This window comes from Aquirufa sp. TARAVU-A1A (genome assembly GCF_054558675.1).
In genome coordinates this window covers 92,343-106,492 of record NZ_JBPXKP010000006.1, presented here as the reverse complement: position 1 = coordinate 106,492, position 14,150 = coordinate 92,343, and the positions used below count along the sequence as shown (strand labels likewise).

Below are 14,150 nucleotides of genomic sequence, written 5' to 3'. Positions count from 1 at the left end.
ATGGATTAGGAATTCAATTGTTGTAGCTTTTCAAACAAGTCGACGAAATCAGCTGCGACCCAATGTGTATGTGCCAACTCAGTCGCCGTATGTGAGGTCGTAATTCCCACAACCTGCATCCCAGCGTTTAAGCCCGCCGAAATACCTTGTAGCGAATCTTCGATCACCCAACAATCAGCAGGTGCTACGCCTACCATTGCTGCAGCTTTCAAATATATTTCTGGATCCGGTTTTCCTTTTCGCACTTCCGCCCCACCGATAATCGCATCGAACTGATCCCGAATACCTAAACCATCCACAATAAAATCAATATTGCCAGGACCGGCTGATGTGGCCAACGCTGTCTTTATTCCATGAGCACGTAAAGCCTTTAAAAACACCAACAATCCAGGCGCTGGTTTCATGTGCGCTTGGTAAAATCCCCGATATAAAATCTCTTTTTCTTCTTCGAGCACTTCGACTTCCGCACGGGTCATTTCCTTTTTGTAAAACCACTCAAAAGTGTCTTTGGAATTCATGCCATTTAATTCCTTGTAAAACACCTCACGTGTCAACGGAATGTTGTGGCGTTCGCAAAACAATAGCCAGGCATCTACGTGATAAGGTAAATTATCAACGACCACTCCATCCATGTCAAAAAGTACTGCTTTCATGATTAAATACTTAGGCTCAGACCATCATAGGCCAAAAACACGTTGGGAGGTAATTCTTGTTGGACCGCGTCATGCAAGCCCATCATATGACTGATATGGGTAATATAAGCCTGCTCGGGCTGTATTTTAGCAATAACTTCCAATGCCTCATCCAAGGTAAAATGGGAGACGTGCTTCGTCTTGCGCAAAGCATTGATGACGAGCACTTTGGAACCTTTAATCTTTTCCAATTCTTCGTCGGCAATGAAATTCGCATCCGTGATGTAGGTAAAATCCCCGAACCGAAAACCTAGGACATCCAAGAAATAATGCTTGACGAAGATAGGGATAACCTGCACGCCCTCAATGGAAAATGGTTGGCCATCGATTTCATACACATCAATTTCAGGAACACCTGGGTATTTTTGTTCATCAAAAGCGTAGGCAAATTCGCGTTTCAGTTGATCAATGACCTGCGCTCTTGCATACAAGGGAATAGATGCTTGTTGGGCAAAATTAAACCCTCGAATATCGTCTAAACCAGCGGTATGATCTTTGTGTTCATGCGTAAAAAGTACGGCATCCACATGCTTGATTCCTGCCCGCAAAATTTGTTGGCGGAAATCTGGACCCGTATCAATGATGAAACTTTTCCCCTGCACCTGAATGTGCATAGAAACGCGCAAGCGCTGATCTCGCGTGTCTTGCGAGGCACATACCTCGCAGGAACATGCGATCATGGGAATCCCCTGTGATGTTCCAGTCCCTAAAAAGCGTACCTGGATTGGGGACATAAAATTATTCGGTTAATGCTTTCACTTGAGAAACCAAAGCATCAAAATTCAAAGGCTTTGCTAAGAAATCGTCGAAACCCACGGCCTTGAAATCTTCCATCGTATAGTTTCTTGCATTGCCTGTAATGGCAATCATCGGAATCGCCGCTTTTTTAGCATCAGACAAAGCACGAACCGCTTTTGCGCAATCCATTCCGTCCATTACTGGCATATTAATGTCCAATAAAAGAATATCAAAATCAGCTTTTGCTAATTCATCCAATACTTGTTGGCCATTTTTTACCGCATGAATTTCAAAATTTTGAAATTCTAAAATCTTACGAGCTAAATTTTGAATGACAGAACTGTCCTCGGCGATTAATACTTTTTTCATAAAATTCGATTTGATATTTTGAGGCTAAACCTCATATTCAAGTAAAAATAGAGAAACAAATGAAATTACGCAATAAAAAAAGCGACTCAATTGAGCCGCTTTTAAAATGAATTCAATTTCCTTATTTCACGTAAATCGAAACAGATGTTTTATCCCAATCGAAGGTGATTTGGCCTGTAGGCGAAACTCCTATCGTGAATTTCTCTGTCATTGCATGCTCGCTCACTTTTCCAGTTACGCGTAACACATCTTTTTCAGCCTTGTACGTGTAAGCGCCCCATTGTTTGGCGTCGCTATTGAAAATCACCGTCCATTCTGTCGGGCCTGGAATTGTAAACAAAGAATAAACCCCTTTAGCCAAAGGCTTTCCTTGAACGGTCACGTCCGCAGAAAACTCAATCGTTGTTGCTTCATTCGCACCTGTACGCCAAACTTCCCCGAAAGGAGCCAATGCTTTGGCATCTTTCGCACCAAATACCAAACGACCTTTCACCGAAGGTTGCGCATACTTAATCATCACTTCTGTCGTACCTACTTTTTGAATAACCACGGCTGGTGGCGATGCTGGTGCTTTTTGAGCAAATGCTCCGAAAGTCATCACGCTGAATAAAATTGCTAAATACTTTTTCATAATTATTTTGTTGTTTTGAGATTACAAATTAAGCCAATAATTCAATTTTAACACGATAGCCCGGTTACGAATTTGCATAATCTCCGGGAAATAGTTGTCAGTATACACCAAAAACAAATCCGATGCCGGCTTATACCGCCATTGCAAACGCGCATTTAAATTAACATTTTTCGTTTGTTGGTTCAACTGGAAAAACGTAGCAAAAAACAATTTATTCGTAAAGGTAATGTCGATTTTAGGTCGGATAATCCAAAACTGCGAAGACACTTTTTTCGCAAGCATTTTATCTGTACCCGGAATTTCCACATCTTGAATATCGTTGTAATCGACGGCCAAGGAGACACTACCGTAGGGTTGGAATCGATAACCAATATCAGCTGTTAAGCCCGTGCGCCAACCATTTCCAAAATACCCACCAAAACGGGAGGTTAATGCATACGTAAAAAGCTTGATGGGCGATGACCCATAACGTGCATTCACTGCATACCAATCGTGCTCGGTTCCTCTTTTTAATGGTGTATTCCCCATCCTTGTCGCATCAAAATCGTATAATAATTTGACAAAATCATAGGAAAGGTACAAACCAAATGTTGACCGATCCTTCATAGTTCCGTCATAAGCAACATAGCTCGTATTATCTGTATATGTCCCTTGATTATTCCAATAAGACATCGTCATCAACTTTAAACTCGTATAAAACAAATTGGTATTCTTATTTTTAGGATAGAATATTTTTGCCGCCTCGGGTTGAATTTGGAGATAATTTAACCGAGGTACATAACCCACTTCAGGGTTGTAATGCTCACCTACCCATTGTTGCTTAATGGAAAAAGCCCAGTTATTGTCTGCATAAGCCAATGAGGCTGCTTGCGAAAAATCATTTCCTTCGTTTAACGGACTAATCGTTTTCGAATAAAATAGCGAACCTGTCCAAAAATTATCTTTTGAGGCTAGGTTATATTCAAATCCAACATCACGATTATAGGGTTGATAACCATTCGATTTTTGCAAATCGGTATCAATAAACGATTCCTTGTTCACCATGTATGCGCCGATATTCGACCGAGCAAATAATTTACGTTGTAAAGCAATCATCGAATAATTCTGCGTAGGAACTCCCTTGGCATCAATGCGCTGCGACTGCACATTCAAGGCTCCAATCCGCCAATCCGGATTTAATTTACCACTGACACGCGCTCCGTAGGTAATGGGTGTTTGCTCATAAATTCCGGTTTTCGGATTCAATGCCAAACCTATCCTACGCGAGAAAAAGGGGCGAATATTATCCGTTCCAAAGCCATCAAACAAATCCGAGTTCTCAATAAAAAACTGGCGTTTTTCGGGGTAAAATAATTCAAAGCGATCCAAGTTGGTTTGTTGGCGATCCACATCCACTTGCGAAAAATCTGGATTCAAGGTCATGTCCAAGTTCAATCCCGAATTAATCGCAACTTTTATATCACCACCTATTTGATTGCGTATAGCAGCTGGATCCTTCGACTCATAATTCGCCGTAAGCCCTGAAAGTCCGTAAGGAATAATGGAAATATTCTTTTTAGGTGCAGGCGGTGAGGTTTCCCAAACCAAAACACCCGCATAGGCTAAGGAAGCCGTGGGGAATTGCCGGGGAACGGGTGCCCAGGCCGACTTCTCTTTGGCCTTCAAATCGTATCGAGAGAAGTTGATACCCCAGCGTTTGATATTGTCCTTATAGCGAATGGATTTAAAAGGAATAGCCGCTTCAAAGATCCAAGAATCGCGTTTATAGGTCGTTGCAGACTCCCACTTATTGTCCCAGTTGAGGTTAACTTTGGCACCTTCCGACATTTGTCCGTCCCATTGCGCACCAGCAGCATTCGCGCCAAATGCAAACCCCGTTGTTTTGTCTTCGAAGGTATCGATGAAAACCAAAAAATTATCATTCACCCCAAAGGAGAAATCGCGTTTCATGGATTCCACAACAAAGGCGCCGGGTTCCTTTAAAAAACACTCAGCAGAAATGTAGATGAATTTATCGTCGTAAGACATTTTCACATCTGTACGCACTTGGGCACACAAAGAATCGAAAGGATTACACATCATAAAATCGCTGACCGCCGCGGCGTCAAACCAGGCTTGCTCATTTAAAACACCGTCAATCACGACCTTACCCGTCGTTTTTTGAATGTGCATCTGAAATTTGTCATTGATTTTCTGTGCTTGAATTGTTGGAATCAAACAATTCAGGAAACACAGGATGAGAAAAATTCTTTTCATGCTCGATTAAATAGGTTAACAAACAAAGGTAAGTTATTTTTACCTGGGACTTGTGGGTCTTATAGGGCTTGATTATTTTTGCATCAAAATTTAAAAACCGTTAACGCATGGGAAGAGCATTTGAATTCCGAAAAGCACGTAAATTCAAGAGATGGGGGCAAATGGCCAAGACCTTTACTAAAATTGGTAAAGATATTGTCATTGCTGTAAAAGCAGGAGGTGGAGACCCTTCATCGAATTCACGTTTAAGAGCCATCATTCAGAATGCGAAGGCGGTGAATATGCCAAAGGAAAACGTGGAACGTGCGATTAAACGGGCTACGTCCAAAGATCAAGAGGATTACAAAGAGATTGTTTACGAAGGATATGCCCAACATGGCATCGCCATTTTGGTTGAGACGACAACTGATAATATTAATCGTACAGTTGCCAATATCCGTTCATCATTCACGAAATGTGGTGGTTCTTTGGGTACAACGGGGATGTTGGATTTCATCTTTACCCGTAAATCCGTTTTCAAAATCGCGGCTAAACCGGAAATCGATTTAGAAGAATTGGAATTTGAATTGATCGATTTAGGTGTTGACGAAGTATTCTTGGATGAAGAAACGAACCAAATTAATATTTATGGGGAATTCACGGCTTTTGGTGGAATTCAAAAATATTTAGAGGGTCAAGGATATGAGTTGTTGGGTGCCGACTTTGAGCGTATTCCAGATGAAACAAAAGAGTTGACGGACGCACAAGTGGCGGATGTAGAAAAACTCATCGAGCGACTGGAAGAAGACGACGATGTACAGAACGTCTACCATAACATGGGATAATAAAAAAAGGCCAGTTTCCTGGCCTTTTTTTATGTATTCTAATTGCGAATAGGAAAACGAATATTCCCCGCGTAGCTTTGGCAAACCTCAAAGGATTGCCAAAGCTAAGGCCCCGCTTAGAAGCCTGAATCCGAGTCTACGATTTTAGGCGATATAAATAGGGTGCCTTATGCGCCCCACCTGTATATTTCTTCTCGATTCGCTCCAAAATATCCAAGCTCAAAATTTTCCGCTGAAAGTTTGTCCGAACCAAGCGTTTGCCCAAGATCGTTTCGTAAACAACTTGCAATTCCGACATCGTGAACGTGTCACCTAGTAACTCAAAAGCAACTAATTTTTCATCTAAACTACGTCGCAAAGACTCAAGCGCCTTGAGAACAATTCGATTATGATCTAGGAATAATTTGGGTAAAGCGGTAACATCCATCCATTCGGATGCATCTGAAACCCCTGATGGATTAACCACCACTTTCGAATAGTCCACCAAGGCGTAATACCCAATCGTTACAAATCGCTGGTCAACCCATGCTAATTTATCTGATGATTCGCCCATCGCATTATTCACGTCGCGATGTTCATCAACTGCCCGGTAATTCCTTGCCAAATCCCCAAACGTATAAAATTGCTCCAAATAAATTTCGGTCAAGCCTGTGCGCTCTTCCAAAATACGTGCAGCCGCTTGATCAACATCTTCTTCCAAACCCACAAAACCTCCTGCCAAAGCCCAAACAGGGCTCTTTTTAAATTTCAATAAGAGAACTTTCAGTTGGTTTTCATGAAATCCAAAAATCACACAATCCACTGAAATTCCCGGCAACCATTGTGCTTCTACTCCCATTTATTTAATGTGTTTAAGCATAAAATCCTGAATCTGCTTCGCAAAAATCACGTAGCCTTTTTCATTTAAATGCAGTTTATCCGCCACAAAAATATCTTGCATTAAAGTCCCATCCGATAAATAAAATGGACTATGCATATCAATAAAATAATCCCCTTTAGCCTTAATTAAGGCATTTAATTCCTTTTGCTTGTCCACGATGGAAACACGCGCTAAGCTTGGCCGTGCAGCTACGAAAACCAATTTCGCCCCCGGAACCTGCTTCGCCAAACGAGCCTTGAATTCAACGTATTCAGCCGCAATCGCCTGAGGCAATTTACCCTTCGCCAAATCATTATCTCCCTCGTACATAATCACCCATTTCGGTTGGTATTTCACGACCATCCGATCAAAATAATACAAGGCATCCGCTAAAGTCGACCCACCAAATCCCCGATTAAACGCAGCGGGCATGCCCTTCATGTCGGCATCAAATGACTTCCACAAACGGAAACTTGAACTCCCAATAAACAACACCTGGCCTTTGGCTGGCATCGCTAAAGAATCTTGTTTTTCGTAGCCCAAAATCTCTTTTTCAAAAGGATTTTGCGCCAACAAATTCGTGCTTACGAAAAGCAATAAAGCAATGATGATCTTATTCATTTGGATATTTTAAACCGATTTGAGCACGTATTTCATCTAATAATCCCATCAATTCTTGACTGAACTGGTGTGACATCCAAGCATTTTCGGTCCGACCGGCCCACAAATCCTCCTGCACCGCATCCGCCTCATAACTATACCCCCAACCCTTGCGTTCCGTTTCAAAGACCGTTTCCTCTCCATCGTAAATGGTCAGCGTCATCCCCTTCGTTTCATGGAAACGAGGATGCATGTAAATCTTCCCTAATGTTCCGTAAACCGTACAAGTCGTATCCGTTTGCGCCGCAAATGTCGAGAACAAACTCGCCGTCGCACCTGAGGCATATTTCGTCGCAATCGAACAATTCATATCCACACCCGAAGGCGCCATCACGCCCGTCGCCTTCATTTCCAGCGGTTGGCCCAACAATAATTTCGAAATAAACAAAGGATAGATACCAATGTCCAACAAAGATCCTCCCGTCAAATGCGGATTAAACCAACGAGCCTCCTCATCGTATTCAGCCTTGAATCCAAAGTCAGCTACTACATGCTTAATTTCCCCGATGACACCCGAAGCAATGATTTCTTGTAATTTCGCCACCGAAGGATGAAAACGCGTCCACAAGGCCTCCATTAAAAAGAGTTTCTTTTCGCGCGCTTTGGCAATCATGGCATTAACCTGCTTGCTATTAATCGCAAAAGCCTTTTCACATAAAACCGGGACGCCAGCTTCCAAACATAACATCGTATGATCATAATGCAATCCATGCGGCGAGGCTATATAAACGACATCAATTTGACCACTAGCCAACATTGCCTCGTAAGAGCCATAGGCTTTCACATCAGCGCCGTATTGCGCCGCAAACGCCTCCGCCCGACCTAAATCGCGCGATGAGACTGCCGCTAAGTAACCGAGTTTCGCATGGACGAGATCATCCGCAAATTTTGTTGCGATGCCGCCGCACGCCAATATACCCCAACGAATGGGCTTTCCAGGTTGAATCATAGGTTTAGACTATTGTACTTATAAAGACCCTAATGTAGCAATTAATGCTTGTACTTGCTCCTCATTCACGGCAGGAAAATTCGCAATTCGAATCTGCGTCTCTTTCATCTTGCCATAACCCGAGCCCAAAATCATATCCGATTTTGCCTGCACTTGCTTAATGACATCTCCCGCCAATCCTTTGCAATTCAAGACCACGACTGTCGCTGAACGATGGTTCGGGTTCTCAACAAAGATTTCAAAATTCGCTGATTTCGAGGCAAAATCGTATAGCGCTTTCGCTTTGCGATCCGTTTCCTTGCGCATCAAATCCACACCTATCTTATTGAAATCTTCCGCAACTTTCCCCAGCACATAAATCCCCATCACGTTCGGCGTTTCAGGCGTTTCAAATTTCTTGTAATTTTCCCAAAGACTTGGCAAGGAATGATATGTCCCCACGATTCCTTCGTGCAATTTCATTCGCTCAGATTTCTCAAGCATCTTTTCATTGGCCAACCAAACGCCTAAACCAGCAGGCATCCCAAAGGCTTTTTGTACCGAAAACATCGCCGAGTCAACTAAGTTGAAATCCAAATTCGTATACGGCGCAGATGACACCATATCCACAATCATCAACTTATCTTTATTGGCCTTCTTGATTTTATGAATCTCGGCCGCCTTCATTTGAACACCCGAACTTGTTTCGTTCGCTGTGCAGCAAATCAATTCTGCATATTCTGGAACCTCCACTTCTGCAGCGTCGAAACCCTCGCCAAAAGGCTTGTGCATCGCATGCGCAAACTTGTGAAGTTCTTTAGAGAAATCGTAAAACTTCTTGGAGAATGAACCATTCACTAAGTGAAAACTTTCATGCTCCACGGTATTCATAATCGCACGCTCCCAGATTTCCGTCGCAGAACCTGTGAACAAAACTGCAGTTTCTTTTGGCAAAGAAAACAAAACACGCAATTGCTCATCGGCATGCTGGTAAATCTTACGAAAAGCCGCCGAACGATGGGAAATGGAACCGATGTTTTGGCGAAACGCCTCCGCATAATGTGCCTCCACCGTAGGAAATAAAGCTGCCGGACCTGGGGTAAAAAATGTGCTCATAATTAATATAACATTCTAAATTTGATCGTATTGTCGATCAATTTCAATTCATTCACGATATCCTCCGCGTATTCCTTCGCCACATCCGTAATCACATAACCCGTTTTCTCCGTCGTTTTTAAATACTGACCGATGATGTTAACATGGTATTTCGCAAACACATTATTAATCTGCGCCAAAATTCCTGGAACATTGTGGTGAATGTGCAATAAACGGTGTGCATTTTCCAAAGGAGGCAATTGCAATTCTGGGAAATTCACCGAACCATAGGTGCTACCATTGTTTATGAATTGCAACAACTTATTCGGCACAAATTCGCCAATATTCGCTTGTGCTTCTTCTGTACTTCCACCAATATGCGGCGTCAAAATGACATTCGGCAAGCCACGTAATTCATTGATAAATTCCTCATCGTTCGTTTTTGGCTCATAAGGGAATACATCGACTGCTGTTCCCCAAACCTTACCCGATTTAATGGCGTCCACCAAAGCTGGAATTTCAACTACGTGACCACGCGAAAGATTCAAGAAAATTACATTGTCCTTCATCCAAGAGAACTCTTCCTTCCCGATGATGTTGGTATTCGATTTACGACCATCTACGTGTAAGCTCACAAAATCAACGGTCGACAATAATTCTTTCATCGAATTACATTTCTTCGCATTACCTAACGCTAATTTATCGACGATGTCATAGAAATACACTTCCATACCCAGCGCCTCAGCGATCACGGAAATCTGGGTACCAATGTTTCCATAACCTACCAAACCGATTTTCTTACCGCGAATTTCAAATGAATTCGTAGCCGATTTATCCCAAACACCTGCGTGCATTTTGGTTGATTTCTCGAAAATGTTACGCGTTAGCATCACCATCAAACCGATAGACAATTCTACTACACTTCGCGTATTAGAATAAGGTGCATTGAAAACAGCGATACCGCGATTCTCACATTCTGCCAAATCGATTTGGTTCGTCCCAATACAAAATGCCCCCACACACATCAAACGCGCGGCATTCGGATGTTCCAATACTTTCTTCGTCAAGTTTGTTTTCGAGCGTAAACCGATGATCGACACATCCTTGATTTTTTCAATCAATTCATCCTCGTCCAAGGCCCCTTTTAACAATTCCACTTGGAAGCCTTCTTTGGTAAACAAAGCAACGGCTGCCGGATGTACGTTTTCTAATAACAAAACTTTGATACGCGATTTAGGATACGATTGCGCCCGACTTAAGCCATTGATGTACAAAAATTCATCCAACGATGGTACGACGAAATCCGCCTTATCCGTCACCGCTTTGCGCGATACGTTTTCCGTAAAGGCAAAGAATTTATTCGCTAAACCCGCCTCACGTAATTCATAATCAGTATAGCCATCCCCAATCACAAAAACCTCCCCTTCTAATGCCAAGGACTGCAACAAACGAACCTTACCTTTATCTTGAGACAATAAATTCGTATGATCATAGCCCGTAATATTTCCTTCGCCATCATAGGTAAAAGTATTCGCATGTACGTTTTCAGCGGCGATTCCCATGTCCGCAACAACCGGAACGATAAAGTCCTTAAATCCACTCGAAACAATCAAAATACGATCCGCATGCTCACGAATGAAAGCTTTATTTCGTTTGAAAGATTCTGATATTTTTCCTTTTAAAAAGGCGATTAATTGATCTACATGTAATTGATTCGCAGGCAATAAAGCCACACGCTCCCGAAGCGAGTCCGCAAATGAATATTCACCCGTCATTCCCTTATCGGTGATTTCGCGAATTTTGCCAACAATCTCTGCTTGTTTGGGATTTCCTTCTAAGGCGATGCGCGCAAGCTCATCCAATCCTTCAACTTTCGTAAATGTGCTGTCAAAATCAATGACAATGGTTAATTGCTCAAGCTCTTTGTTAGACATGTTATTCAATTTTCAATTTCCGTTAAACCATGCAGCGGCTCTTTGCTCAGCCCAAGTTTGTCCCCGATAATTCCTCGGATAAAACCCGCAATGCCCTCCTGAATCGGGTAATTCGATTTGGACAAAATCCAAATCAATTTGCTCAGGCAAGCACTCCTGCGATAAAAATGGATCATTCTTAGCGTTCACAATCAAAGTTGGCACCTGAATGTCCGCTAAAAAATACAAAGAACTATTACGTTCATAATAATCCTCCGCATCCTTAAATCCATGCAAGGGACCCGTAATCACATTGTCAAAATCGTACAAACTGCGAATAGAGGTTAACATAGACGGCGTAATATCCATAGGATATCGAGCCGACTTTTCGGTAACTTTTTCTAATAGCGTTTGTAAGAAGCGATGTGTGTAGAGTCTGTTTTCCCGGCGAGTCAATTGCTGACTACTGCTGGAAAGATGCAAAGGTACAGAAAATGCTACAGCTTTTCGAACGAATTGCGATGCTTTTTTGCCATTTTCTCCCAACCATTTTAGGCTTAAGTTGCCGCCTAAACTAAAGCCGGCCAAGTAGATATCTTTCACGCCCCGAGCAACAGCCTGTTGGATCACAAAGTCCAAATCTTCCGTTGCCCCGCTGTGATAAAATCGCAAATTCCGATTCGGATCTCCTGAACAGCTTCGGTAATTCCATGCCAAGGCATTAACCTCCGGCATCGCACGTATGAGTCCAGTGACATAATGTCGCCGACTACTCCCCTCTAAACCATGAGATACAATTAACAAAGGCTTTTCATGCAAAGCCTCTGAACGCATGTGCCAGTCGACATCCAAAAAATCGCCATCAGGCAATTCCATGCGTTCACTCTGCGAATGCGTTAGTGGTATTTTTCGAAATAAAGCCGGATAAATGCTTTGGGTATGTCCATCCGGCAACCAAAGTGGTGCGCGATAAGCTTGCATTAAATAAAGAAATCTGGGATTAATGATTTGGGATCAACGGTCGGATCTACTTGATAGGGAGCAAAATCTGCTACTCCCGCCTCCGCCAGCACAACATCATCAATAAAATAATTTCCCGTGCAAACCTTGGCATCACGCTTTAATATCTCAAAACAGGCATCCGCCATAATATCTGGTTTTCGGGCTAATTTCAACATCTCCGCGCTACCTACCGCAAATTCAATTGCCGCCGTCGCGATAATCGTACGAGGCCACAAGGAATTAAAAGCTACTTTCCCCTCAAACTCTGCAGACATACCTAACGTAACCAATGACATCCCGAATTTGGCCATCGAATACGCCACGTGGTGCTTGAACCAGCGCGCCTCAAAATTCAAGGGCGGAGATAATGTCAATACATGTGGATTATTTGACTTCAGTAAATGAGGAAGACATGCGCGAGAAACCAAATAGGTGCCGCGGGCATTTACCCCATGCATTAAATCGAAGCGCTTCATTTCGGTTTCGAGGGTACCCGTCAACTGAATGGCAGAGGCATTATTAATCAAAACATCGATTCCTCCGAAGGTCTCAACCGCTTTATTCACTGCTTCTAAAACCTGATTTTCGTCACGAATGTCGACAACACAGGGCAGAACGCGCCCGCCTAATGCTTCAATTTCCGTAGCAGCTGAGTAAATCGTGCCCTGTAATTTGGGATGCGGCTCAGCAGTTTTTGCTGCAATTACAACGTTTGCACCCTCTAAGGCAAGTTTTTTAGCAATCGCCAAACCAATTCCACGGGAAGCACCCGTGATGAAAACCGTTTTGTTTTTGAAGTCCATGTCGCTCTAATTAAACTTTATCTAAATTACGATTTTATTACAAAGACTTGTCAAATTTTAATTTTTGCGTTGTACTTTTGTAAACTAGTTTAGTCCAAAATTATTAATGATCACACCGTTTAAGTCAGTCAGTATTTCTCATCGCAGTGCTCCACTCACCATTCGTGAGATGGTTGCCCTTAATGAGGATGAAAGCAAAGCTTTTACACTCAAATGCAAAGACCTTTTCGGCTTGCAAGAACTGTTGATCGTCTCTACCTGTAATAGAACTGAACTCTATTTCACCACCCAAGAAGATATTTCAGAAGCTTTGATTAAGGCTTTGTTGATCGAAAAAGGGTTAACAATTACGACTGAATTTGTAAATTATTTCATCCAACGCGATGAAACCAATGAGTCATTGCAACATCTGTTTGAAGTGGCTACGGGCTTACAATCCAAAGTAGTAGGTGATTTACAGATCCCGAATCAGATTAAAAAAGCGTATCAATTAGCGGCAGACCACAACATGGCTGGCCCCTATTTGCATCGTTTAATGCATACCATTTTTTATTCCAATAAACGTGTTGCCCAAGAGACTTCGTTCCGTGATGGAGCGGCGTCAGTTTCTTATGCAACCGTAGCTTTGGCGGAAGAATTATCCCAAGCTTTAGCCGCGCCGAAAGTACTTATCTTAGGTCTAGGTGAAATTGGTATCGATGTTTGTAAAAACTTCGAGGACAAAGATTTCGCAGAGGTAACAGTCATGAATCGTACGCTGGAAAAGGCTGAACGGATCGCTCAAGGAAAAAATTTCCGGGTAGCTCCGTTTGAAGATATGTGCAAGGAAGTTGAGGCTGCTGATATTATCATCTCCTCGGTTCGAACAGATTCCCCTATTATCACCCAAGAAAAATTAAAGGCTATGCAATTGCTGTCCTTTAAGTATTTCATTGACCTTTCCGTTCCTCGGAGTGTTGAGGATGGTGTAGAAAAAGTATCTGGTGTCTTGTTATATAACATCGATTCCTTGAAAGAACGTGCGGATGAGGCTTTGGCTTTGCGCATGGCTTCGATTCCCGATGTAAAGAATATCATTACGGAATCCATTGATAGCTTTAATGATTGGTCGAAGGAAATGGAAGTTTCGCCAACCATCCACAAGTTAAAAGGTGCTTTGGAACAAATCCGTAAGGAGGAAATCAATCGCCACCTAAAAGGACTGAGTGCAGAGGAAGTTGAGAAATTAGAAAAAATCACGGCTTCTTTGGTACAAAAAATCATCAAACAACCGATCATTCATTTGAAAGCTGCTTGTAAACGTGGGGATTCAGATGCGATGGTGGATGTATTGAATGATTTATTCAACCTCGAGCAATTCGAAGAGCAAGAATCCTAATC

14 protein-coding genes are annotated in these 14,150 nt (G+C 42.5%); 2 read left to right on the top strand and 12 right to left on the bottom strand.

The genetic code is table 11. The features are described 5' to 3' along the window. Positions 1-5: 5 nt before the first annotated feature. From V7S75_RS09450 to V7S75_RS09430, 5 genes are all read right to left on the bottom strand, one after another. On the bottom strand, positions 6-653 hold the full coding sequence (locus V7S75_RS09450) for an HAD family hydrolase (RefSeq protein ID WP_459513398.1): 648 nt from the start codon (positions 651-653) through the stop codon (positions 6-8). 2 nt (positions 654-655) lie between these two features. After that, positions 656-1,417 (bottom strand): MBL fold metallo-hydrolase, encoded by a 762-nt coding sequence (locus V7S75_RS09445; protein ID WP_459513562.1) that lies wholly within the window; start codon positions 1,415-1,417, stop codon positions 656-658. A gap of 13 nt (positions 1,418-1,430) precedes the next feature. Then, positions 1,431-1,799: a response regulator gene (locus V7S75_RS09440; RefSeq protein ID WP_315577041.1), complete on the bottom strand. Its 369-nt coding sequence runs from the start codon at positions 1,797-1,799 to the stop codon at positions 1,431-1,433. A gap of 121 nt (positions 1,800-1,920) precedes the next feature. Further along, positions 1,921-2,430 (bottom strand): DUF2911 domain-containing protein, encoded by a 510-nt coding sequence (locus V7S75_RS09435; protein ID WP_459513396.1) that lies wholly within the window; start codon positions 2,428-2,430, stop codon positions 1,921-1,923. 21 nt (positions 2,431-2,451) lie between these two features. Next, a complete protein-coding gene (locus tag V7S75_RS09430) occupies positions 2,452-4,686 on the bottom strand; it encodes a DUF5916 domain-containing protein (RefSeq protein WP_459513394.1) in 2,235 nt (744 codons plus the stop codon). Between the two features lie 107 nt (positions 4,687-4,793). Here V7S75_RS09430 and V7S75_RS09425 point away from each other — a divergent pair, with 107 nt between their 5' ends. Further along, positions 4,794-5,510 (top strand): YebC/PmpR family DNA-binding transcriptional regulator, encoded by a 717-nt coding sequence (locus V7S75_RS09425; protein ID WP_459513392.1) that lies wholly within the window; start codon positions 4,794-4,796, stop codon positions 5,508-5,510. A gap of 136 nt (positions 5,511-5,646) precedes the next feature. On the opposite strand, the gene V7S75_RS09420 is transcribed toward V7S75_RS09425, so the two are convergent. The 7 genes from V7S75_RS09420 to V7S75_RS09390 are packed head-to-tail and all read right to left on the bottom strand — an operon-like array spanning position 5,647 to position 12,770. Further along, the gene (locus V7S75_RS09420) at positions 5,647-6,348 is read right to left on the bottom strand and encodes an NUDIX hydrolase (RefSeq protein WP_459513390.1); all 702 of its coding nucleotides are present in this window, start codon (positions 6,346-6,348) and stop codon (positions 5,647-5,649) included. Then, positions 6,349-6,990, bottom strand: coding sequence for a GDSL-type esterase/lipase family protein (locus V7S75_RS09415; protein ID WP_459513388.1), 642 nt, complete (start codon positions 6,988-6,990; stop codon positions 6,349-6,351). It lies immediately after the preceding gene. Further along, a complete protein-coding gene (locus tag V7S75_RS09410; protein ID WP_459513386.1) occupies positions 6,983-7,978 on the bottom strand; it encodes a Gfo/Idh/MocA family protein in 996 nt (331 codons plus the stop codon). The genes V7S75_RS09415 and V7S75_RS09410 overlap by 8 nt, the downstream gene beginning before the upstream one ends. 18 nt (positions 7,979-7,996) lie before the next feature. Beyond that, positions 7,997-9,073, bottom strand: a complete 1,077-nt coding sequence (locus tag V7S75_RS09405; RefSeq protein WP_459513384.1) for an aminotransferase class V-fold PLP-dependent enzyme — start codon at positions 9,071-9,073, stop codon at positions 7,997-7,999. A gap of 2 nt (positions 9,074-9,075) precedes the next feature. Then, positions 9,076-10,986 (bottom strand): phosphoglycerate dehydrogenase, encoded by a 1,911-nt coding sequence (gene serA, locus V7S75_RS09400; RefSeq protein ID WP_459513382.1) that lies wholly within the window; start codon positions 10,984-10,986, stop codon positions 9,076-9,078. 12 nt (positions 10,987-10,998) lie between these two features. Continuing rightward, positions 10,999-11,946 carry a YheT family hydrolase gene (locus V7S75_RS09395; RefSeq protein WP_459513380.1) on the bottom strand — a complete coding sequence of 316 codons (948 nt, stop codon included), beginning with the start codon at positions 11,944-11,946 and terminating at the stop codon, positions 10,999-11,001. Next, entirely contained in the window at positions 11,946-12,770 is an 825-nt protein-coding gene (locus tag V7S75_RS09390) for an SDR family oxidoreductase (protein WP_459513378.1), read from the bottom strand. The genes V7S75_RS09395 and V7S75_RS09390 overlap by 1 nt, the downstream gene beginning before the upstream one ends. 106 nt (positions 12,771-12,876) lie before the next feature. On the opposite strand from V7S75_RS09390, the gene hemA reads away from it, so the two are divergent. Next, the gene (gene hemA / locus V7S75_RS09385) at positions 12,877-14,148 is read left to right on the top strand and encodes a glutamyl-tRNA reductase (RefSeq protein WP_459513376.1); all 1,272 of its coding nucleotides are present in this window, start codon (positions 12,877-12,879) and stop codon (positions 14,146-14,148) included. Positions 14,149-14,150: the final 2 nt, after the last annotated feature.